This window comes from Bradyrhizobium sp. USDA 3256, from assembly GCF_054058275.1.
In genome coordinates this window covers 5,055,305-5,074,338 of record NZ_JBSSAE010000002.1, presented here as the reverse complement: position 1 = coordinate 5,074,338, position 19,034 = coordinate 5,055,305, and the positions used below count along the sequence as shown (strand labels likewise).

The window sequence follows — 19,034 nt, the reverse complement described above, 5'->3', positions numbered from 1 at the left end:
GATTCCGGGTTCGGTCCTCCGGACCGCCCCGGAATGACTTCCCGTCACCTATCCGACGAACTCATCCCGCCGGTAGCCCTGCGCGTACAGCAGCGCGGTGAGATCGCCGTGGTCGATCCGGACCGCGGCCGCGGCCGCGACCGCCGGCTTGGCGTGATAGGCTACGCCGAGGCCCGCAGCCTGGATCATGCCGAGATCGTTGGCGCCGTCGCCCACCACCAGGGTGTCGATCTCGTCGAGATCGAAGGACTCGGTGAGCTCGATCAAGGTGGCGAGCTTGGTGGCGCGGCCGAGGATCGGCTCGACCACCTCACCGGTCAGCTTGCCGTCCGCGACCTGCAGCTGGTTGGCGCGGTTCTCCTGAAAGCCGACCTTCGCCGCAACCACCTTGGTGAACAAGGTGAAGCCGCCCGAGATCAGGCAGGTATAGGCGCCGTGCGCGCGCATGGTCATGACCAGTTCGCGGCCGCCCGGCGTCAGCGTGATGCGCTTGTCGAGCACCTCGTCGACCACGCTGACCGGCAGGCCCTTGAGCAGCACCACCCGTTCGCGCAGCGCGGACTCGAACTCGATCTCGCCGCGCATCGCGCGCTCGGTGATAGCAGCGACATGGGCCTTGAGCCCGGCGAAGTCGGCGAGCTCGTCGATGCACTCCTGGCCGATCATGGTGGAATCCATGTCGGCCAGAAAAAGCTTCTTGCGCCGGGCGATCCGAGGCTGCACGACAATGTCGATCGGCAGGTCGCCGCGGGCCTGGCGAAGGCGTTCCTCGATCGCCTTGATACCGTCCCTGCTGCTATCCTCGCTTTCGAACGGAATGTCGGCAGCGACTTCGTTGAATAGCCACTGCGCCGGGCCGGGTGAGGGCAGCACGGCCCGCGCACCGTCGACGATGGTGGAGTCGAGCGCGGGGCTTGCAGGATTGCAGATCAGCGTGGCAACGAGGGACATGCAGGCGCATTCGGGATTGTTGAACAAGGCAGTGCTTATCGCAGGGCCGACCGCCAGCGGCAAGTCGGCGCTGGCGCTCGAACTCGCGCAGCGGACCGGCGGGGTCGTGATCAACACCGACTCCATGCAGGTCTATCGTGACCTCCGGATCATCACCGCGCGGCCGACCGCAGGCGAAGAGGCGCTGGTTCCGCACCGGCTCTATGGCCATGTCGACGCCGGCGTGAATTTCTCCGCTGGCGCTTGGGTGGCCGATGCGGCGAAGGGACTTAGTGAGGCGCGTGAGCAGGGACGGCTGCCGATCTTCATCGGCGGCTCGGGCCTCTATTTCAAGGCGTTGACGCGCGGCTTGTCGGCGGTGCCGCCGATCCCGGCTGATGTGCGCGATGGTGTGCGCGCACGGCTCGAGCAGCACGGCGTCGAGGCACTGCATGCCGAGCTTGCAGCGCGCGACCCGGTGTCGGCCGAGCGGCTGAAGCCGCGCGACCGCACCCGCATCGCGCGCGCGCTCGAGGTGGTCGAGGCCACCGGCCGCCCGCTGCCGGACTGGCATCGCGAGGGCCTGCCGCCACTGCTGCCGCCGGGCGATTTTCATGCGCTGTTTCTCGCGCCGGCGCGCGAGACGCTCTATGCACGGATCGACGCCCGGTTCGGTGTCATGCTCGATACCGGCGCGCTCGACGAGGTCGCGGCGCTGGCGGCGCGTGGGCTCGATCCGCTGCTGCCGGCGATGAAGGCCCATGGGGTGCCGGCGCTGATCCGGCACCTGAGGGGAGAGATCCGCCGCGAGCAGGCGGCTGAGATCGGCCGGGCCGACACCCGCCATTATGCGAAGCGCCAGTTCACCTGGTTTCGCCATCAGCTCCCGGAATTCGAATGGGTGGCGCCGGACGCGGCGAAGGCGTGGCTACAGGAGCGGATCCCGTAGCCCGGATGGAGCGCAGCGAAATCCGGGGCCTTTCCCCGGGGGGCATCGGCCCCGGATTTCGCTTCGCTCCATCCGGGCTACGGCTTACCGGCCGCACGCCCGTCTGCCATGCGCGTTTCGTCACGCAAAAACGCTCGCCGAACGAGCGGAACCCCGGTAGAGTACGGAAATCGCGAAAATGCTTGCCTTGCCTTGACATTCAGGCTTTGGCCGCTATGTTCGCGCAACCTTTGGGAAGACTGGGTCGTCTCGTGCGCAACATTATTACCAAACTGCTTATCGCCGTCGTACCCAGGCACACCGCCGGGGATGGCTAGCGGCCATCCAAATTCGGGCGGTGTGCATGGGGCCTCTGGGGCCCCTTTTTATTGCCCGAAGCCGAACTGACGAGAACTGACAAAAGCCGCGCAAAAACAAGCGCGTCCGGAGCGAACCATGACCGACAAGAGCCACGATCCCAATCAGATGACCGGCGCCGCGATGATCGTGCGCGCGCTCATCGATCACGGCGTGCAGCATGTCTTCGGCTATCCCGGCGGTGCGGTGCTTCCGATCTACGATGAGATCTTCCAGCAGAGCGAGGTCGAGCACATTCTGGTCCGTCACGAGCAGGGCGCCGGCCATGCCGCAGAAGGCTATGCGCGCTCGACCGGCAAGCCCGGCGTCGTGCTGGTGACGTCAGGCCCCGGCGCCACCAACATGGTGACGCCGCTGACCGACGCGCTGATGGATTCGATCCCGCTGGTCTGCATCACCGGCCAGGTGCCGACCCACCTGATCGGCAACGACGCCTTCCAGGAGTGCGACACGGTCGGCATCACGCGGCCCGCCACCAAGCACAATTGGCTGGTCCGCGACGTCAACGACCTCGCCAGGGTGCTGCACGAGGCCTTCTATGTCGCCACCACCGGCCGGCCCGGCCCGGTCGTGGTCGACGTGCCGAAGGACGTGCAGTTCGCGACCGGCACCTACCATCCGCCGCGCAAGTCGGACGTGCACATCTCCTACACGCCGCGCGTCAAGGGCGACGCGACCCAGATCCGCAAGGCGGTGGCGCTGCTCGCCAACGCAAAGCGTCCAGTGATCTATTCCGGCGGCGGCGTGATCAATTCGGGTCCCGAGGCCTCGAGACTGCTGCGCCAGCTGGTGGAGGCGACCGGCTTTCCGATCACCTCGACCCTGATGGGGCTGGGCGCCTATCCCGCCTCGGGCCCGAACTGGCTCGGCATGCTGGGCATGCACGGCACCTATGAGGCCAACATGACGATGCATGATTGCGACGTCATGCTGTGCGTCGGCGCGCGCTTCGACGACCGCATCACCGGCCGTACCGACGCGTTCTCGCCGGGCTCGAAGAAGATCCACATCGACATCGATCCGTCCTCGATCAACAAGAACATCCGCGTCGACGTGCCGATCATCGGCGACGCCGGCAACGTGCTTGGCGATTTGCTGCAGGTGTTCAAGGCGGAAGCCAAGAAGCCGGACATCAAGTCGTGGTGGCAGCAGATCGCGCAATGGCGCGCGCGAAACTCGCTGTCCTACCGCAAGAACAACGATATCATCCTGCCGCAATACGCGATCCAGCGCCTGTTCGAGCTGACCCGCGGCAAGGACACCTACATCACGACCGAGGTCGGTCAGCACCAGATGTGGGCCGCGCAGTTCTTCGGCTTCGAGGAGCCGCATCGCTGGATGACCTCGGGCGGTCTCGGCACCATGGGCTACGGCCTGCCGGCCGCGGTCGGCGTGCAGGTGGCGCATCCGGACAGCCTGGTGATCGACATCGCCGGCGACGCCTCGGTGCAGATGACGATCCAGGAGATGTCGACGGCGGTCCAGTTCGAGCTGCCGATCAAGATCTTCATCCTGAACAACCAGTACATGGGCATGGTGCGGCAATGGCAGCAGCTGCTGCACGGCAACCGCCTGTCGCATTCCTACTCCGAGGCGCTGCCGGACTTCGTCAAGCTCGCCGACGCCTATGGCTGCGTCGGCCTGCAGGCGACCAAGCCGTCCGATCTCGACGGCGCGATCAAGGAGATGATCTCGATCAAGCGCCCGGTGCTGTTCGATTGCCGCGTCGCCGCGCTGGAGAATTGCTTCCCGATGATCCCGTCGGGCAAGGCGCATAACGAGATGCTGCTGCCGGAAGAGGCGACCGATGAGGCCACCGCGAAGGCCTTCTCCGGTGGCAAGGCGCTGGTGTGAGGTGAGGGCGGCTTCCATGTTTGACCTCAACGAGCTCGAGCGCGCGCACCGGATCGTCGGCACCGCAGTGCCGGCGACGCCGGCGCACGCCTGGCCGCTGCTGGCCGAGCGGCTCGGCACCGAGGTCGTGGTCAAGCATGAGAACCACACGCCGACCGGCGCCTTCAAGGTGCGCGGCGGCCTGGTCTATCTCGCGCGGCTGAAGCGCGAGCGCGCCGATGTGCCCGGCATCATTTCGGCGACGCGCGGCAATCACGGCCAGAGCCTGGCGTTCGCGGCAGGGCGTCACGGTGTGCCGGCGACAATCTACGTGCCGCGCGGCAACTCGGTCGAGAAGAACCGCGCCATGCACGCGTTCGGGGCCGAGCTCGTCGAGCACGGCGACGACTTCCAGGCCGCGCGGGAAGAGGCCGAGCGCCGCGCCCAATTCGCCGGCCTGCACATGGTGCCGTCGTTCCACCCGGACCTCGTGCTGGGTGTCGCGACCTACGCGCTCGAGCTGTTCCGTACCGCGCCCGAACTCGACATTCTCTATGTGCCGATCGGGCAGGGCTCCGGCATCTGCGGCTGCATCATGGCGCGCGACCTGCTTGGGCTGAAGACCGAGATCGTCGGCGTACAGTCGACCGAGGCGCCGTCCTACGCGCTGTCGTTTGCGGCCGGAAAGATCGTCACCACCGAGACCAGCAACACCCTTGCCGACGGCATGGCGACGCGGATTCCGGACGCGGATGCGTTCGCACTGATCCAGAAGGGCGCCTCCCGCATCGTGCAGGTCAGCGACGACGAGGTCGGGCAGGCGATCCGCGCCTACTGGACCGACACCCACAATCTCGCCGAGGGCGCGGGCGCTGCGGCGCTCGCGGCCGCGCTGCAGGAAAAGAACAGGCTCGCCGGCAAGCGGGTCGGCCTGATCCTGAGCGGCGGCAATATCGATTTCGATCTGTTCCGGACCTGGATCGGAACGGATGCTGCGCCGGCCGCCGAGCGGGCGGTGGCGTGAACAGAATGTAAGGGGACGACCATGAACCAGCCCGCATCCGCCTACTTCCTCGAAGAGCGTCACGATCCCAACGAGACGCACACTTTGTCCGTGCTCGTGCAGAACGAGCCCGGCGTGCTCGCGCGCGTGATCGGCCTGTTCTCCGGCCGCGGCTACAACATCGAGAGTCTCACCGTCTCGGAGACCGAGAGCCAGAAACATCTCTCGCGGATCACGATCGTCACCACCGGAACGCCGATGGTGATCCAGCAGATCAAGCATCAGCTCGACCGCATGATCCCGGTCTACCGCGTCGTCGACATGACGCTGACCGGCAGCTCGATCGAGCGCGAGCTTGCGATGGTCAAGGTGCGGGGCGGTGGCGATCACCGCGTCGAGGCGCTGCGGCTGGCGGACGCGTTCCGCGCCCGGGTGATCGACGCCACGACCGAGAGCTTCGTGTTCGAGATCACGGGCAATTCGTCCAAGATCAGTCAGTTCATCGACCTGATGCGTCCGCTGGGCCTGGTCGAGGTGTCACGAACCGGGGTGGCCGCGATCACGCGTGGGCCGGAAGGGATGTGAGTCATGTTGGCGCGCGACTGGTACTACACGCAACGGCGGCAGGTCGGTCTCGATACCGCGGTGGCCTCGATCTATGACGTCAGCGAGGACAGCGATGTCCGTGCCCGCCAGGCGCTGACCATGCTCGGCGTCAAGCCGGGCTGGCGGATCGCCGATATCGGCTGTGGCAACGGCGTGCTGGCCACCGAGGCGGCGTTGATGGGGGCCGAGGTCGACGCCATCGACATCTCGCCGGCGATGATCGGGCTTGCCGAAATCTATGCGCGCGACCGCAAGGCGAAGATCCGGACCCAGCCGGCCGGCCTGCTGTCGTTCGCCTACCAGCCGAATTCCTACGACCTCATCGTCAGCGAGTTCACGCTGCACCATCTGCCGGACTTCTGGAAGGCAGTGGCGCTGTCGCGAATCTTCAACGCGTTGAAGCCCGGCGCGAACTTCTATCTGCGCGACATGGTGTTCGTCGGCATGCCCGACGGTGTCGATCGCGATGTCGAAGGTTGGGCCGACTTCTCGATCAAGAATCACGGTTTCGAGCGCGAAAGCGTGATCACCCATATGCGCGACGAATACTCGACCTTCGGCTGGGTGATGGAGCGCATGCTGACCGAGACCGGTTTCACGCTGGTCTCCGTTGATTACCACGCGCCGCTGCACGGCACCTATCTGCTGCGCAAACCGAAGCCCGACGAACAGATCTAGATCCCGACCGAAACGGAAGCAAAAGAAGAACAACAATGAAGCCGGCCGATGTTGGCATCGCCGTCATGGTCGCGGTGATCTGGGGGCTTGCGTTCGTCGCAAGCCGGATCGCTCTCGATGAGTTCTCGCCGGAACTGATGACGACGCTGCGCTTCGCCATCGCCGCGCTGCCGTGCCTATTCCTGCGCAAACCCCGCGTTTCCTGGCCGCTTCTGATCGCGATCAGCGCCACGCTGTTCCTCGGCCAGTTCCTCGCACAGGCCTTTGCGATCGCGCATGGCGTTCCGGTCGGGCTTTCCAGCGTGATCGTGCAGAGCCAGGCGCTGTTCACCATCGCCTTCGCCGCCGTGGCTTTCGGGGAAATCCCGACGCGGACCCAGGCGATCGGCATCGCGATCGCCGCGCTCGGCCTGCTGATGATCTGCGGGACGGTCGGCTACGACTTCAGCGTCGCCGCATTTGCGATCATCATGATCTGCCCGATCAGCTTCGCGATCGGCAATCTTCTGCTGCGGCAGGCGAACGGCGCGCCGATGTTCGATCTGTTCGCCTGGCTGTGCCTATCCGCCGCGGTGCCGCTTGCGGTGCTGACCTTGATCACGAACGGCCCTCAGCCGACCTGGCATGCGCTGACCCATATGTCGCTGGCCGGGCTCGTCTGCATGCTCTGCCTCGGCGGCATCTCGACCAGCATCGCCTACTGGCTGTGGGGCCGGCTGCTGCGGGATTATCCGGCGGCGCAAGTGGTGCCGTTCGCGCTGCTGGTGCCGTTCGTCGGCTCCGCCGCGTCGAGCATCGTGTTCGGCGAGACATTCGGGCCGCTGCGGCTGGCCGGCATGGTCACCGTGATCGCCGGCATCGCCGTGATGCTGCTGTCGAAGCGGCCAAAAGCTCTGCCGAAAGTCGCGTGAGGGCGCCATGTCGAATTCGCTGCTGTTTGCCTTTGTCGTGTTCGCCGTCGTGATGTTCTTCACGCCGGGCCCCAACAACATCATGCTGCTGTCGTCGGGGCTGACCTACGGCTTCCGCCGTACGGTGCCCCATATGGCCGGCATCACGGTCGGCTTCGCCTTCATGGTCGGCGCGGTCGGCGTCGGGCTGGGGACCGTCTTCATCGCCTATCCGGTGCTGCAGACGATTCTGAAATATGGCGGCGTCGCCTACCTGATCTATCTCGCAGCCGTCATCGCCATGGCCGAGCCGCCCTCGGCGGACAAGGACGACAGGGGCGGCCGCGGCCCGATGACGTTCTGGGGCGCCGCCATGTTCCAGTGGATCAATGCCAAGGGCTGGGTGATGGTGATCGGCACCATCACGGCCTATGCGGCGATTGCCGCTTTTCCCTGGAACATCGCGATCCAGGTCGGCCTGAGCCTTGTCCTGGGCACGGTGTCCTGCGTCGTCTGGGCGCTGTTCGGGAGCGCCTTGCGGCCGATCCTGACCTCGCCCCGGGCGATCCGCGCCTTCAATGTGGTGATGGCCATCCTGCTGCTGGCCTCGCTCTACCCGGTCTTCATGGACGCATGATGCCGCACCGCGCCATGCGAGATGAGGGTTTCCCCTGAGGGGGAAAATGCTCTAGACAACGCCGGAAATTCGCGGGCGCCCGGCGGTTCTGACCTTCCGAAAGCCTGATTCATCGGCCGATTTTGGCCCCCTTCAAACGAGGAAACCACGATGCGAGTTTACTACGATCGCGATGCCGACCTGAACCTGATCAAGGGCAAAAAGGTCGCCATCGTCGGCTACGGCAGCCAGGGCCACGCCCACGCGCTGAACCTGAAGGATTCAGGCGTCAAGGAAGTGGCGATTGCGTTGCGCAAGGGTTCGGCCTCGGCCAAGAAGGCCGAGAACGCCGGCTTCAAGGTGATGGAAGTCGCCGAAGCCGCCAAGTGGGCCGACCTCGTCATGATGCTGACCCCGGACGAACTGCAGGGCGACATCTATCGCGAGCACCTGCACGACAACATGAAGAAGGGCGCAGCGCTCGTGTTCGCCCACGGTCTCAACGTGCACTTCAACCTGCTCGATCCGCGCGCCGACCTCGACGTGCTGATGATCGCGCCGAAGGGCCCCGGCCACACCGTGCGCTCGGAATATCAGCGCGGCGGCGGCGTGCCCTGCCTGATCGCGATCGCCAAGGACTCGTCGGGCAACGCCCATGACCTCGGCCTCAGCTATGCCTCGGCGATCGGCGGCGGCCGCGCCGGCATCATCGAGACCACCTTCAAGGAAGAGTGCGAGACCGACCTGTTCGGCGAGCAGGTGGTGCTCTGCGGCGGCCTGGTCGAGCTGATCAAGGGCGGCTACGAAACCCTGGTCGAGGCCGGCTACGCGCCCGAGATGGCCTATTTCGAGTGCCTGCACGAAGTGAAGCTGATCGTCGACCTGATCTATGAAGGCGGCATCGCCAACATGAACTACTCGATCTCCAACACCGCCGAATACGGCGAGTACGTCACCGGTCCGCGCATCGTCACGGCCGAGACCAAGGCGGAGATGAAGCGCGTGCTGGCCGACATCCAGGGCGGCAAGTTCGCCCGCGACTGGATGCTGGAGAACAAGGTCAACCAGACCTCGTTCAAGGCGACCCGCGCCAAGCTCGCCGCGCACCCGATCGAGGAAGTCGGCGCCAAGCTGCGCGACATGATGCCCTGGATCAAGAAGGGCGCGCTGGTCGACAAGAGCAAGAACTAAGAGATTGCGGGGTGAGAGCGGTTCGCTTGCCCTGCATGCCAAAAGTAAAAAGGGTGGGCGCGTTGCCCACCCTTTTTCTTTTTCACAATGGCGCAGGGGCCGCTAGCCGGCGGCCATCGGCTGCTTCTCGATCCTGTTGTGCAGTTGCCAGAACCGCACCGTGCGCTGCGCGGTTTCAAGCGAGAGCCGGCGGTAATCGCGCTGCGCGATCTCGAGCGTCGCATTATCGAGCGGCAGCGGCAGCGGCCGCTTGCGCAGGATGCTTTCGACCGTCGGCCAGTTGAGCCGCGCCGAGCGGCACGGGATCAGGATCAGGTCGGAGCGAAGGCCGAGCATCAGGCGTTCGATCATCGCGATCGGCATGTCGTTGAGCACGGCGAGCGCGACTGTGACCTCGTCGAGCTTGCCCGCTTCGGCGAACTTGTAGACGGCCGCATCGTCGAGCTCGTTCAGCTGCTTCATCAGCTTGACCAGCTCTTCGGCGATGCCGTAGTTGCGGCGCGGCGCCGCGGCCTCTTCCTGGGCGATGTCGTTCAGCACCTGGCTGATCTCTTCGCGCGCCCTGGGCGACGCGATCGAGAGCAGGCGGGCGCGCACCGTATCCTTGGCGCGCTGCAGCAGGTCGCGCAGCAGCTTGGCCGGAATGTCGATGCGCAGCCCGAGGATCTCGACCAGCTCGTCGTCGCCTTCGGCGCGGGCGACGATGCTGGAATAGCCGTTGTCGGAGAACTGCGCGCCGGCGTTCTTGGCGAGACGCCGGATCACCTTGTCCTCGCCGCGGTCGATGATCACGTCGGTGACGGAAGGCGGCAGGTTTTCCCGCGCGGAGATCGCGAACAGGTGGTCCTGGCCCTTGCTGCTCGCGATCTCGCGCAGCGCCTCGTTCGTGAGGCGGCTGGAGTGGGTCAGTACGTCGCCGGCGACGCTGATATCGTCGTCCCAGGCGAGGTGCTGAATCACCTCAAACGGCGCATAGTCGAGCGGTGCGAGCCGCTTGCTGAGCTCGGCCCGCGCACGGGTCTCGACGCGCGCAACCAAGAGGCAGAGCACGTCGTCGAACACCTTGACCTGTTCATCGTTGAGGCGGTCGCCGTCGTTCAGGAACAGATCGGTGACCTGCCGCAACGTCTGCACGCGCTTGGCTGATGTCCCGTCCCGGACCGCATCCTCGAGTTCGGCAATAATCGATTGTGACGCCTGTTGCGCCATCGATGGGCAACCTTGTTTTTGTTGAATGACACCTGCTTGCGCACCATGCGGGGCGCGGTCTTACACCCGCGTTAAGGTGGAACCCGGTGCAAATACGGTGTGCGTCGCATCCTTAACAGGCTGCGACCGGACTCGATTCAATGCGCGCTTTCGGCTCGGCGGAAGCTGATGCCGATACATTTTAAGAGATTGTTCAGGACGATACGCGCCGCGCGACGGAAAAGATGTCGATCGACGCAGCACGTCCGCGCAATTGCGTCGAGCCGAGCGGCTCGACGACTAAATCCCGGTCCAGCGGCAGCAGGCGGAGCAGGTTGCCCGATACCAGCACGGGACGGCCGGCCTCCTTGCAATGCGCCTGCAGCCGCGCCGTGACGTTCACGGTGTCGCCGAAATAGGCGATCTGCCGCCGCGAGTCCCCGCATTCCGCGATGACGACCGGACCGGCATGCATCCCGGCCCGAAACGCGGGCACCACGCCGAACTCCTTGCGATATTGATCGGCCCGCTTGGCGAGGCGATCCTCGATCGCGAACACGCAATCGAGATACCGCCGCGAACGTCCGTCGGCATTGACCGGCCATGTCACAATCACTTCGTCGCCGACATAGGCGTGGACTTCGCCGCCGTGCGACACGATCGGCTCGTCGATGTCGAAGAAGAATCGCGTCAGCAATTCCTGCACGCGCAGCTCGCCCATCGATTCCGCTAGCGTCGTCGAGCCGATCAGGTCGAGGAACAGCAGCACGCGCTCCTCGCGCACCGGCTGCCGATAGCGTCCGAGCACGATGCTGAGCAGCGTATGCCCGCCGATCATCCGGACCAACTCGTAGATCGTCGTGATCGGGATCGACAGCAGCAGGCCGACGCCAATGATCTTCAGGAAGGTTTCGCGCATCCACTTGGCTTCGAGCCCATGCCCGTAAAGCACGATTTCCAGCATGATCGCGGCGGCCGCAACGATGACGGCGAGGATCACAGAGCGGCCGATCAGCTCGACGATGAGTGATTGCCGTCGCAGCCAGCCACCACGTGCGGCCAGATAGAGATGCGTCGCCCAGACGATCACCGTGAGGGCTGCGCCGTCGAGGGCGCTGCGCACATAATTCGAGACGGAGGCCTCGTCGGACTCATCGAAAGCATAGCGAAACAGCCCACCGACGAGCAGGCCGAACACCGCCAAGACGATCACAGGCGTCACGGCGCGCCGCATGGTCCCCTCCATGCATATGAAATATCCTGCGCGGACCGGGAAGGCCAGCCGCGGCGCGGCCGGCGGTGGACGGGATGCATGGCGGCGGCACTCATGTATGCTGCGACGACAGGATCGATCGAACAGGGAAAGTGGCATGACATCGGCTGTCACGACAGGCGCGTGCGGGCTCATGGCCGTTCTGACGGCCGTCTCCATCGCCTTCACCGCGCCGGTTGCCCGCGCCGGCGATCAGAGCGTTGGCGAGCCATCCTGCGACGGCGGCACCTACCAGATGGTCGAATGCCTCAAGGCCAAGACCGCGCAGTGGGACAAGCGGATGAACGTCGCCTACCAGAAGGCGTTGAAGGATGTCGCCGACGACAAGCAGCGCGAACAGCTGCGCACCGCGCAGCGGCTATGGATCCAGTATCGTGATGCCAACTGCCTGTATTACGACCTCGGCGAGGGCACTATCGCCCGGCTCGATGCCGGCGAATGCATGCGCAGCATGACCGAAGCCCGCGCTAAGGAACTGGAGAATCTTGGCCATCAGTGAGCCATCTTCCGGAGTCAGGACCGAGGTCATGACTGATGGAAAAAGCCAGGACGAATTGACCCAGCTTGCCGAGGAGGCGCTGCGCGCCCAACCCGGCTGCGAAACCGCGCGCGTGCCGGCGATCGCCGCGCTGCCCGATGCGCAGATCGGACGCAACTGGGAGATTCCGAACGTCGTGCTCGGCGACAGCCTGATCAGCGACGTCGATCGTGCGGTGCTGTCGGTTCATCGCCAGCTTGGCCGCAAGTTTCACCTGGTGTGAGGCGGCTTGATCTCAGCTCGCCTGTGCCTGACGCGGCGCGGGCCGGCCGGCCATGCTGATCATCCTGAGCGCGAACACCGCAGCGAGCGGCACGAGGAATAGCGCGTAGAGTGGCATCTCGGGAATCCGCTTGCCGAACGAGACCATGAACTGCAGCAGCAGATAATAGCCGCCGATCGGATGCAGCCTGCGCCAGGCGCGCGGGCCGAGCAGTGCAGCCGTGCGATCGAACGAAGTCGCGGTCAGCGCGATGATGGCGAGATAGCCCATACCGCCGAAGACGTAAGAGACGATCGAGGTCGCGGCCGCAAAGCCGGGCGGATCGAGCATCGCGAAGGCTGCGATCGCGACCGCATGGATGGCGTGCGAGGCCGCGAAGGTGACGCCCAAATAACGGCGGTTGCGGCGCTGCCAGTGCGTCCAGGCGTTCGGCCACAGCCGCGCGAGCGCCGCCGCCGAGAAGGCAAGGCAGAAGAACAAAAGCGAGGTCCGCGCCGTGAAACGGATCACCATCCAAACGCCCTCGACCTCGAACTGCCGCATCGCGGCGATCCAGATCGAAAGCCCGATCAGGGTGAGCGTGAGCAGGCCAAACAGCCGCCAGCCCTCGAACCAGTTGCGATGCGTCGCCATATCCCACCTCCCATTTATGTAATCACCAGTTACATTTCGTGCCCGCGCGCGGTCAATCTGTGTAATCATCGCTTACATTCACAAGCGGGTGATGCTAAAGGATCGCCATGCGCCGCCCCGCCAAAAGCCCGCCCGCCGGCCGCCGGCCCGCCAAGCCGCGTCCGGTCGCGACGCGGGCGCAGGTGGCCAGGCCGTACCACCACGGCGACCTCCGCCGGGTCCTGATCGATGCCGCCATGCAACTGGTCGGCGAGGGCGGGCCGGAGGCGGTCAGCGTGCGCGAGGCCGCGCGCCGCGCTGGGGTCTCGCCGGGCGCGCCGTTCCGGCATTTCCCGAGCCGAGACGCCCTGATGAATGCGGTGGCGGAGGAGGCGCAACGCCGCTTTCGCGCCGAGATCGAGGCGGCGCTGGCCGAGGCGCCGTCAGGCGATCCACTTGGCCGCTTCCGCTATCTCGGGATCGCCTATCTGCGCTGGGCGATGAAGAACCCGACCCATTTCGAGATCATCTCCAGCCGCAGCCGCCGCTTCTTCGACCACGACCGCTCGGCCGCCGTCTCCAGCGACAATGCCGAGTTGATCGGCCTGACCGAGCGCACGCTGGCGGAGGCATTTTCAGCCGGCCAACTCGGGACGCGCGACCTCAGGCAGGTCCAGATCGCCGGCCGCGCGTTGGTCTATGGCTTCGCGCGGATGCACATCGACGGCCATTTGCCGCGCTGGGGTGTCGGCGATGCGGAGGTCGAGCAGATGGCTGCCGACATCGTCGACCTGTTCATCGCCGGTATCGCGAGCGACGCCGCGCCGGCCGCCAAGGTTTAACGCACGCGCGCTGCTTGCCGCGGCCAGGCCTGGGCAGGCAAATTCATTGCGCGTTCATGACGATTCAATTACGGTTTTGTGACGCGGCGCAGACACCGGCTGTGCCGCATGCCTCCTGGCCGTTGCCAGTCAAGGCGGTGGCATTGCGCCGGGTTGTATTGCGTCCCGCCCATGGCGCCCGCGCCTCAGCAAAACTCCTCCGTTGCCGCACTGGCCGGCGGTCTTGCCGCGCTTGGCATCTGGCGGTTGATGGCGGTCGCGGCACCGCATTTCGGCGCGCTGATCCTGATGCTGCGCACCGAGACCGATTTCGGCTCGCGGCTTTGCTTCCTGCTCACCTGGGGAATCCTGAACTTCCTGTTCATCGCGCTGCTGCGCCGGCCGGCGCTGTCGGGCGCTCTGTCGCTGACACTGGTCGTGGTCTTGGTGCTGCTGTCGCGGTTCAAGCACGACGTGGTGCAGATGACCGCGAACTTCGTCGACCTGATGGTGATCGACCGCGACACCGCGGCGTTCCTGCTGACGATCTTCCCGAGCCTGCGCTGGTCGATCATCGGCGCCGGCCTCGTCACGCTGCCCCTGATGTACGCGCTATGGTGGCTCGATCCGTTCCGCATCCGCCGCCTGCCGGCTGCGGCGGCCTGCCTCGCCTGCACCGCAGCGCTCTCGGGCTATGCCTTCGCCTGGCCGGACGAGGCCTGGCGCGGCTATTACGACGACGGCTACCTCTCGAAGTTCGCGCGCTCCGGCGTGACCGCGGTATCCGATTTCGTCGCCTATGGCTTCATGGAGTCGGATCCGACCGCGAGCGATCAGCTCAAGATGCCCCTGGTCGATGCCTGCCATCCCGCCGGGCGGCGGCCGAACATCGTCATGATCCATGATGAATCGAGTTTCGACATCCGCGCCGCCTCCGGCGTCAAGGTGCCGCCGGGCTATGGCAGCCAGTTCAAGTCCTATGACGGCGTCGAGCGCAAATTCCTCGCCGAGAGCAATGGCGGACCGAGCTGGTTCACCGAGTACAACGTGCTTGCGGGATTGTCCTCGCGCTCGTTCGGCCGGTTCTCCTATTTCGTCACTCGCATCGCATCGGGACGCGTGGAGCGCGGCCTGCCGTTGGCGCTGCGTCGCTGCGGCTACGACACGCTCTCGCTCTATCCCGCGTTCGGCGCCTTCATGAGCGCGCGCAACTTCCAGACCACGACCGGCATCCAGCACTTTTATGACGCGCATGATCTGCATGCGAAGGATGTCGAGCCCGACAGCTTCTTCTACGACAAGGCGCTGAAGCTGATGGCCGAGCAGAAGACGTCAGGCACGCCGCTGTTCGCCTTCGTCTATCTCGCCGCCAATCATTTCCCCTGGGAAACCAAATTCCATCCCGAGTTGCTGCCGTCGTGGAAGCGGCCGGGCAACACGCCCGCGGTCGACGAATATCTGCGCCGGCAGGCGATGAGCGCCAACGACTATGCCGGCTTCGTCGCGGCGCTGAAGAAGAAGTTTCCGGCGCAGCCTTTCCTGATCGTGCGTTACGGCGATCATCAGCCGGAATTCTCGCCGCAGCTGCTCGATCCCGATCTCGACGAGGCCGGCATCGGCAAGAAGCTGATGGATTACGATCCGCGTTACTACGCGACCTACTATGCGATCGACGCCGTCAACTTCGAACCTGTGAAGAGCCCGGCGGTGATGGACACGATCGACGCAGCGTATTTGCCGCTGGTGATTCAGGAAGCTGCCGGCATTCCGCTCGATCCGTCGTTCGAGGAGCAGAAGGCGATCATGCTTCGCTGCAACGGCGCATTCTATTCCTGCAAGGACGGCGCAGAAGCGCGCCGCTTCAACCGCCTGTTGATCGACGCGGGGATCATCAAGGGACTTTGAGCATGCTTCGCGGCCTTCGGGCTAAGGCGGAAGCAATCCATTGTCGCCAATCGCAACTGCGCTGCGAGCTCCCTGCGACGACCGCTCCGCACATCACAGCGATCGCATCGTGAACTAGACTAACGTCGGTAGACGAAGGTCGTCACGCGAAACCGCGCGCATTACTCATTTGTAATTACGCCGCCGAGATTTCGTCACGATTGTTGCGATGATCTGTCGCGCCGCTGCCACGGTGTTCATCAGCGCGCAGCGTCAAGTCAGCCAATCCCGCCCTTCTTGCAGGAGTGTTTGCCCATGCGAGCGCTCGATGTTGCGCGCCTTGTCGCCGCCTTCGGACTTGCTATTCCCCTTGCCATTCCCTCAGTCTCCGCCGCGGAGCCGCCGCACGACATCAAGGGGCTCTACATGATGACGGACTATCCGGCCGTCACCATCAGGCCCGGCACCACCTCCAACATCTCGCTGCGTCTGCAGAATTACGATCTCGGCCCGCAGCGCTACAAGCTATCAGTCGAGGGCGTGCCGAGCGGCTGGACCGCGACGCTGCTCGGCGGCGGCCAGCCGGTCGCGGCCGCGATGCCGGCGCCCGACTCCAGCGTGCCGCTGCAACTCCGGCTCGACGTGCCCGCCAACGCTTCGCTCGCCGAGCAGACCTTGACGGTGAGGGCCGAAGGGCAGGGCAGCGAGGCGACGTTGCCGATCGTGGTCGCGCTCGCCAAGGAGTTGCCGGCAAAGCTGACGGTGACGTCGAAACTTCCCGAATTGCGCGGCAGCCCAAAATCGAATTTCGAATACACGCTGACCATCAAGAACGACAGCGGCCGCAACCTGGTCGCAAGCTTCGCCGCGGCTGCGCCGCAGAACTTCGAGACCTCGTTTACCGAGGCCTATGGCACACAGGAATTGTCGTCGATCCCGATCGAGGCCGGACAGTCCAAGGACATCAAGCTCAAGGTGCGGCCGCCGAGCGCGATTGATGCCGGGCATTTCCCGGTCAAGGTCACCGTCAACGCCGAGGATGCCTCGGCGCAGACCGAGGTGGCGCTCGATGTCGCGGGCCAGCCGCAGCTTCAGCTCTCCGGCCGCGACGGGCTGTTGAGCGCGCGTGCGGTCGCCGCCGAGCAGAGCACGATTCCGGTCGTCGTCACCAACACCGGCACCGCGCCGGCCGACAACATCGAGCTCGCCGCGACGGCGCCGAGCGGCTGGAAGGTCACGTTCCAGCCCGCCAGGATCGAGCGGCTGGTGCCCGGCAGGGACACCGAGGTTCAGGCGCTGGTGACGCCGAGCGACAAGTCGCTCGCCGGCGACTACCAGCTCGCGATGCGCGCTACCTCGCGCGGCGAGACGGCGTCGAGCCAGTTCCGCGTCACGGTGAGCACTTCTACCGTCTGGGGCATGGCCGGTGCCGGCGTGATCGGCGTCGCGCTGCTGTTGATGCTGGGTGCGGTTGCGAGGTTCGGACGGCGATGAGCGAGCGGCAGAACAACAGTGCTGCAACACGGCCCGAAACCGTCATCGCGGCACGCGATCTCACCAAGCGCTACGGCAAGACCAGCGTCGTCGACGCCATCAATTTCGACATCGCCAAGGGCGAGGTGTTCGGGTTGCTCGGTCCGAATGGCGCCGGCAAGACCACGACCATTCTGATGATGCTCGGGCTCACCGAGATCTCGGCCGGCCGGGTCAGCGTGCTCGGCTTCGATCCGGCGCGGCAGCCGTTGCAGGTCAAGCGGCGGGTCGGCTATCTGCCCGATGCCGTCGGCTTCTACGATCACCTGACCGCGGTGGAGAACCTCGCTTACGCCGCCAAGCTGATGGGCCTATCGATAGCCGAACGCTCGCGGCGGATCGCGGCGGCGCTCACCCGCGTACGCCTGCTTGACGTCGCCGACAAACGCGTCGCAACGTTTTCGCGCGGCATGCGGCAGCGGCTCGGGCTTGCCGAGATCATCGTCAAGCGGGCCGAGATCGCCATCCTCGACGAGCCGACTTCGGGTCTCGACCCGCAGGCGACGATTGAATTCCTCGACCTGATCAGGGAGTTGAAGGCCGAGGGCGTCACCGTACTGCTGTCGTCGCATATGCTCGACCAGGTGCAGCGGGTCTGCGATCGCGTCGCGTTGTTCCGAGCCGGGAAGATCGCGATGATGGGTTCGGTGGCCGAGCTCTCGGTTCAGGTGCTGGGCGCGGGCTTCGTCGTCGAGGTCGAAGCCGACGGCGCGGGCATTGCGCGGCGGCTCGCCGCGATCCCGGGCGTCGGCAATGTCGAGACGCTCGCCGATGACCGGTTCCGCATGACCGCCGACCGCGACGTCCGGGCCGATGCCGCGCGCGCGGTAGTCGCGTCCAACGGCGCGCTGCGACGGCTCTCGGTCGACGAGCCGAGCCTCGAGGCGATCTACGCTCGCACCTTCCAGGCCACCCCGTCAGGAGGCGTGCGCGATGCGGCGTGAGGGTTCAGCATTCCAGGGCGTCGGTGCCGTTTTCGTCAAAGAGCTGTCGGACAACATCTCGAGCGTCCGCATGCTGATGCTCGAGCTTCTGATCGTGCTGACCGCGATGGCGGCGCTCTATGAGGCGATCGCCGCGCTCCGCCAGAATACCGCGGAGGATCCATTCCTGCTGTTGCGGCTGTTCACGGTGAGCCAGGCGCCGCTGCCGTCCTTTGTCGCCATCCTCGGCTTCCTGATCCCGCTGATGGCGATCGGGCTCGGCTTCGACCTGATCAACAGCGAGCACAACCGGCGCACGCTGTCGCGGATCCTGGCGCAGCCGATCTATCGCGACGCGCTGCTGCTCGGCAAATATCTCGCCGGGCTCGCGACGATCGCGATCAGCCTCACCGCGCTGTGGCTGCTGGTGATCGGCCTCGGCCTGATCTTCCTCGGCGTGCCGCCGGGCGGCGAGGAGATCGCCCGCTCGCTGGCCTTCCTGGTGATTGCGATCTTCTATGCCGGGGTCTGGCTGTCGCTCGCAATGCTGCTCTCGATCGTATTCCGCTCGCCGGCGACCGCGGCATTGGTGGCGCTCGGCATCTGGTTGTTCCTGACCGTGTTGTGGCCGATGCTGGCGCCGGTGATCGCGCAGGCCATCGTGCCGCCCGATCCACGTTTTGCAGCGCTCGGCCTCGATACGCCGGGCACGGCGATCTGGATCCAGCTGCTGCAGCGGTTCTCGCCCAATGACCTGTTTGGCGAGGCGATGCTCGCGGTGCTGTCGCCGACCACGCGCACGCTCGGCCCGGTGTTCCTCGATCAGATCCGCGGCGCCGTGATGGGTGCCCCGTTGCCGTTCGGCCAGAGCGTGATGATCGCCTGGCCGCAGACGGTCGGCCTGATCGCCTGCACCATCGTGTTGTTCGTCGCCGGCTACGTTCTGTTCCAGCGCCAGGAGGTCAGGGCCTGAGGCGGAGAGCGCG

The 19,034-nt window shown here is 65.5% G+C and carries 19 protein-coding genes; 15 read left to right on the top strand and 4 right to left on the bottom strand.

The features are described 5' to 3' along the window. Positions 1-48 precede the first annotated feature (48 nt). Positions 49-951 (bottom strand): phosphoserine phosphatase SerB, encoded by a 903-nt coding sequence (gene serB / locus ACVWY5_RS25985; RefSeq protein WP_028332481.1) that lies wholly within the window; start codon positions 949-951, stop codon positions 49-51. Between serB and miaA the strand changes: the two genes are divergently transcribed. The 8 genes from miaA (at position 950) to ilvC (ending at position 9,053) form a co-directional block, all read left to right on the top strand. Then, positions 950-1,879 carry a tRNA (adenosine(37)-N6)-dimethylallyltransferase MiaA gene (gene miaA, locus ACVWY5_RS25980; RefSeq protein WP_028332480.1) on the top strand — a complete coding sequence of 310 codons (930 nt, stop codon included), beginning with the start codon at positions 950-952 and terminating at the stop codon, positions 1,877-1,879. The genes serB and miaA overlap by 2 nt on opposite strands. A gap of 435 nt (positions 1,880-2,314) precedes the next feature. Further along, positions 2,315-4,090, top strand: a complete 1,776-nt coding sequence (locus tag ACVWY5_RS25975; protein WP_028332479.1) for an acetolactate synthase 3 large subunit — start codon at positions 2,315-2,317, stop codon at positions 4,088-4,090. 16 nt (positions 4,091-4,106) lie between these two features. Then, on the top strand, positions 4,107-5,093 hold the full coding sequence (locus ACVWY5_RS25970; RefSeq protein WP_028332478.1) for a threonine dehydratase: 987 nt from the start codon (positions 4,107-4,109) through the stop codon (positions 5,091-5,093). Between the two features lie 21 nt (positions 5,094-5,114). Beyond that, a complete protein-coding gene (gene ilvN / locus ACVWY5_RS25965) occupies positions 5,115-5,657 on the top strand; it encodes an acetolactate synthase small subunit (RefSeq protein WP_016841057.1) in 543 nt (180 codons plus the stop codon). Positions 5,658-5,660: 3 nt separating this feature from the next. Beyond that, on the top strand, positions 5,661-6,356 hold the full coding sequence (locus ACVWY5_RS25960; protein ID WP_028332477.1) for a class I SAM-dependent methyltransferase: 696 nt from the start codon (positions 5,661-5,663) through the stop codon (positions 6,354-6,356). A 35-nt stretch (positions 6,357-6,391) separates the two neighbouring features. Then, entirely contained in the window at positions 6,392-7,267 is an 876-nt protein-coding gene (locus tag ACVWY5_RS25955) for an EamA family transporter (protein ID WP_028332476.1), read from the top strand. A gap of 7 nt (positions 7,268-7,274) precedes the next feature. Beyond that, entirely contained in the window at positions 7,275-7,883 is a 609-nt protein-coding gene (locus tag ACVWY5_RS25950) for a LysE family translocator (RefSeq protein WP_028332475.1), read from the top strand. Between the two features lie 150 nt (positions 7,884-8,033). Continuing rightward, positions 8,034-9,053, top strand: coding sequence for a ketol-acid reductoisomerase (gene ilvC / locus ACVWY5_RS25945; RefSeq protein ID WP_018272993.1), 1,020 nt, complete (start codon positions 8,034-8,036; stop codon positions 9,051-9,053). 102 nt (positions 9,054-9,155) lie between these two features. On the opposite strand, the gene ACVWY5_RS25940 is transcribed toward ilvC, so the two are convergent. Then, a complete protein-coding gene (locus tag ACVWY5_RS25940) occupies positions 9,156-10,262 on the bottom strand; it encodes a DUF2336 domain-containing protein (protein ID WP_028332474.1) in 1,107 nt (368 codons plus the stop codon). Positions 10,263-10,455: 193 nt separating this feature from the next. Beyond that, on the bottom strand, positions 10,456-11,475 hold the full coding sequence (locus ACVWY5_RS25935; RefSeq protein WP_028332473.1) for an adenylate/guanylate cyclase domain-containing protein: 1,020 nt from the start codon (positions 11,473-11,475) through the stop codon (positions 10,456-10,458). A gap of 136 nt (positions 11,476-11,611) precedes the next feature. On the opposite strand from ACVWY5_RS25935, the gene ACVWY5_RS25930 reads away from it, so the two are divergent. Beyond that, the gene (locus tag ACVWY5_RS25930; protein WP_321176611.1) at positions 11,612-12,013 is read left to right on the top strand and encodes a lysozyme inhibitor LprI family protein; all 402 of its coding nucleotides are present in this window, start codon (positions 11,612-11,614) and stop codon (positions 12,011-12,013) included. A gap of 28 nt (positions 12,014-12,041) precedes the next feature. Beyond that, positions 12,042-12,275 (top strand): hypothetical protein, encoded by a 234-nt coding sequence (locus tag ACVWY5_RS25925; RefSeq protein WP_028332471.1) that lies wholly within the window; start codon positions 12,042-12,044, stop codon positions 12,273-12,275. A gap of 12 nt (positions 12,276-12,287) precedes the next feature. Here ACVWY5_RS25925 and ACVWY5_RS25920 read toward each other — a convergent pair whose 3' ends face one another. After that, a complete protein-coding gene (locus ACVWY5_RS25920; RefSeq protein WP_028332470.1) occupies positions 12,288-12,908 on the bottom strand; it encodes a hypothetical protein in 621 nt (206 codons plus the stop codon). Positions 12,909-13,015: 107 nt separating this feature from the next. On the opposite strand from ACVWY5_RS25920, the gene ACVWY5_RS25915 reads away from it, so the two are divergent. The 5 genes from ACVWY5_RS25915 to ACVWY5_RS25895 all read left to right on the top strand — a co-directional run bounded on the left by ACVWY5_RS25915 (position 13,016) and on the right by ACVWY5_RS25895 (position 19,021). Continuing rightward, the gene (locus ACVWY5_RS25915; RefSeq protein WP_028332469.1) at positions 13,016-13,729 is read left to right on the top strand and encodes a TetR/AcrR family transcriptional regulator; all 714 of its coding nucleotides are present in this window, start codon (positions 13,016-13,018) and stop codon (positions 13,727-13,729) included. Between the two features lie 171 nt (positions 13,730-13,900). Next, positions 13,901-15,613: a sulfatase-like hydrolase/transferase gene (locus tag ACVWY5_RS25910; protein WP_028332468.1), complete on the top strand. Its 1,713-nt coding sequence runs from the start codon at positions 13,901-13,903 to the stop codon at positions 15,611-15,613. 294 nt (positions 15,614-15,907) lie between these two features. Further along, positions 15,908-17,086 (top strand): NEW3 domain-containing protein, encoded by a 1,179-nt coding sequence (locus tag ACVWY5_RS25905; protein ID WP_028332467.1) that lies wholly within the window; start codon positions 15,908-15,910, stop codon positions 17,084-17,086. Next, on the top strand, positions 17,083-18,069 hold the full coding sequence (locus ACVWY5_RS25900) for an ABC transporter ATP-binding protein (protein ID WP_028332466.1): 987 nt from the start codon (positions 17,083-17,085) through the stop codon (positions 18,067-18,069). The genes ACVWY5_RS25905 and ACVWY5_RS25900 overlap by 4 nt, the downstream gene beginning before the upstream one ends. Continuing rightward, positions 18,059-19,021, top strand: coding sequence for an ABC transporter permease (locus ACVWY5_RS25895; RefSeq protein WP_028332465.1), 963 nt, complete (start codon positions 18,059-18,061; stop codon positions 19,019-19,021). Before ACVWY5_RS25900 ends, ACVWY5_RS25895 begins: the two co-directional genes overlap by 11 nt. Positions 19,022-19,034 lie beyond the last annotated feature (13 nt).

Excerpts from the sequence above, each read along its gene's own strand:
- serB (WP_028332481.1), bottom strand. The coding sequence starts at position 951 with ATGTCCCTCGTTGCCACGCTGATCTGCAATCCTGCAAGCCCCGCGCTC.
- ACVWY5_RS25970 (WP_028332478.1), top strand. The coding sequence starts at position 4,107 with ATGTTTGACCTCAACGAGCTCGAGCGCGCGCACCGGATCGTCGGCACC.
- ACVWY5_RS25915 (WP_028332469.1), top strand. The coding sequence starts at position 13,016 with ATGCGCCGCCCCGCCAAAAGCCCGCCCGCCGGCCGCCGGCCCGCCAAG.
- ACVWY5_RS25900 (WP_028332466.1), top strand. The coding sequence starts at position 17,083 with ATGAGCGAGCGGCAGAACAACAGTGCTGCAACACGGCCCGAAACCGTC.
- ACVWY5_RS25960 (WP_028332477.1), top strand. The coding sequence starts at position 5,661 with ATGTTGGCGCGCGACTGGTACTACACGCAACGGCGGCAGGTCGGTCTC.
- ACVWY5_RS25940 (WP_028332474.1), bottom strand. The coding sequence starts at position 10,262 with ATGGCGCAACAGGCGTCACAATCGATTATTGCCGAACTCGAGGATGCG.
- ACVWY5_RS25905 (WP_028332467.1), top strand. The coding sequence starts at position 15,908 with ATGCGAGCGCTCGATGTTGCGCGCCTTGTCGCCGCCTTCGGACTTGCT.
- ilvN (WP_016841057.1), top strand. The coding sequence starts at position 5,115 with ATGAACCAGCCCGCATCCGCCTACTTCCTCGAAGAGCGTCACGATCCC.
- ilvC (WP_018272993.1), top strand. The coding sequence starts at position 8,034 with ATGCGAGTTTACTACGATCGCGATGCCGACCTGAACCTGATCAAGGGC.
- ACVWY5_RS25910 (WP_028332468.1), top strand. The coding sequence starts at position 13,901 with ATGGCGCCCGCGCCTCAGCAAAACTCCTCCGTTGCCGCACTGGCCGGC.
- ACVWY5_RS25975 (WP_028332479.1), top strand. The coding sequence starts at position 2,315 with ATGACCGACAAGAGCCACGATCCCAATCAGATGACCGGCGCCGCGATG.
- ACVWY5_RS25935 (WP_028332473.1), bottom strand. The coding sequence starts at position 11,475 with ATGCGGCGCGCCGTGACGCCTGTGATCGTCTTGGCGGTGTTCGGCCTG.
- ACVWY5_RS25925 (WP_028332471.1), top strand. The coding sequence starts at position 12,042 with ATGACTGATGGAAAAAGCCAGGACGAATTGACCCAGCTTGCCGAGGAG.
- ACVWY5_RS25955 (WP_028332476.1), top strand. The coding sequence starts at position 6,392 with ATGAAGCCGGCCGATGTTGGCATCGCCGTCATGGTCGCGGTGATCTGG.
- ACVWY5_RS25930 (WP_321176611.1), top strand. The coding sequence starts at position 11,612 with ATGACATCGGCTGTCACGACAGGCGCGTGCGGGCTCATGGCCGTTCTG.
- miaA (WP_028332480.1), top strand. The coding sequence starts at position 950 with ATGCAGGCGCATTCGGGATTGTTGAACAAGGCAGTGCTTATCGCAGGG.
- ACVWY5_RS25950 (WP_028332475.1), top strand. The coding sequence starts at position 7,275 with ATGTCGAATTCGCTGCTGTTTGCCTTTGTCGTGTTCGCCGTCGTGATG.
- ACVWY5_RS25920 (WP_028332470.1), bottom strand. The coding sequence starts at position 12,908 with ATGGCGACGCATCGCAACTGGTTCGAGGGCTGGCGGCTGTTTGGCCTG.
- ACVWY5_RS25895 (WP_028332465.1), top strand. The coding sequence starts at position 18,059 with ATGCGGCGTGAGGGTTCAGCATTCCAGGGCGTCGGTGCCGTTTTCGTC.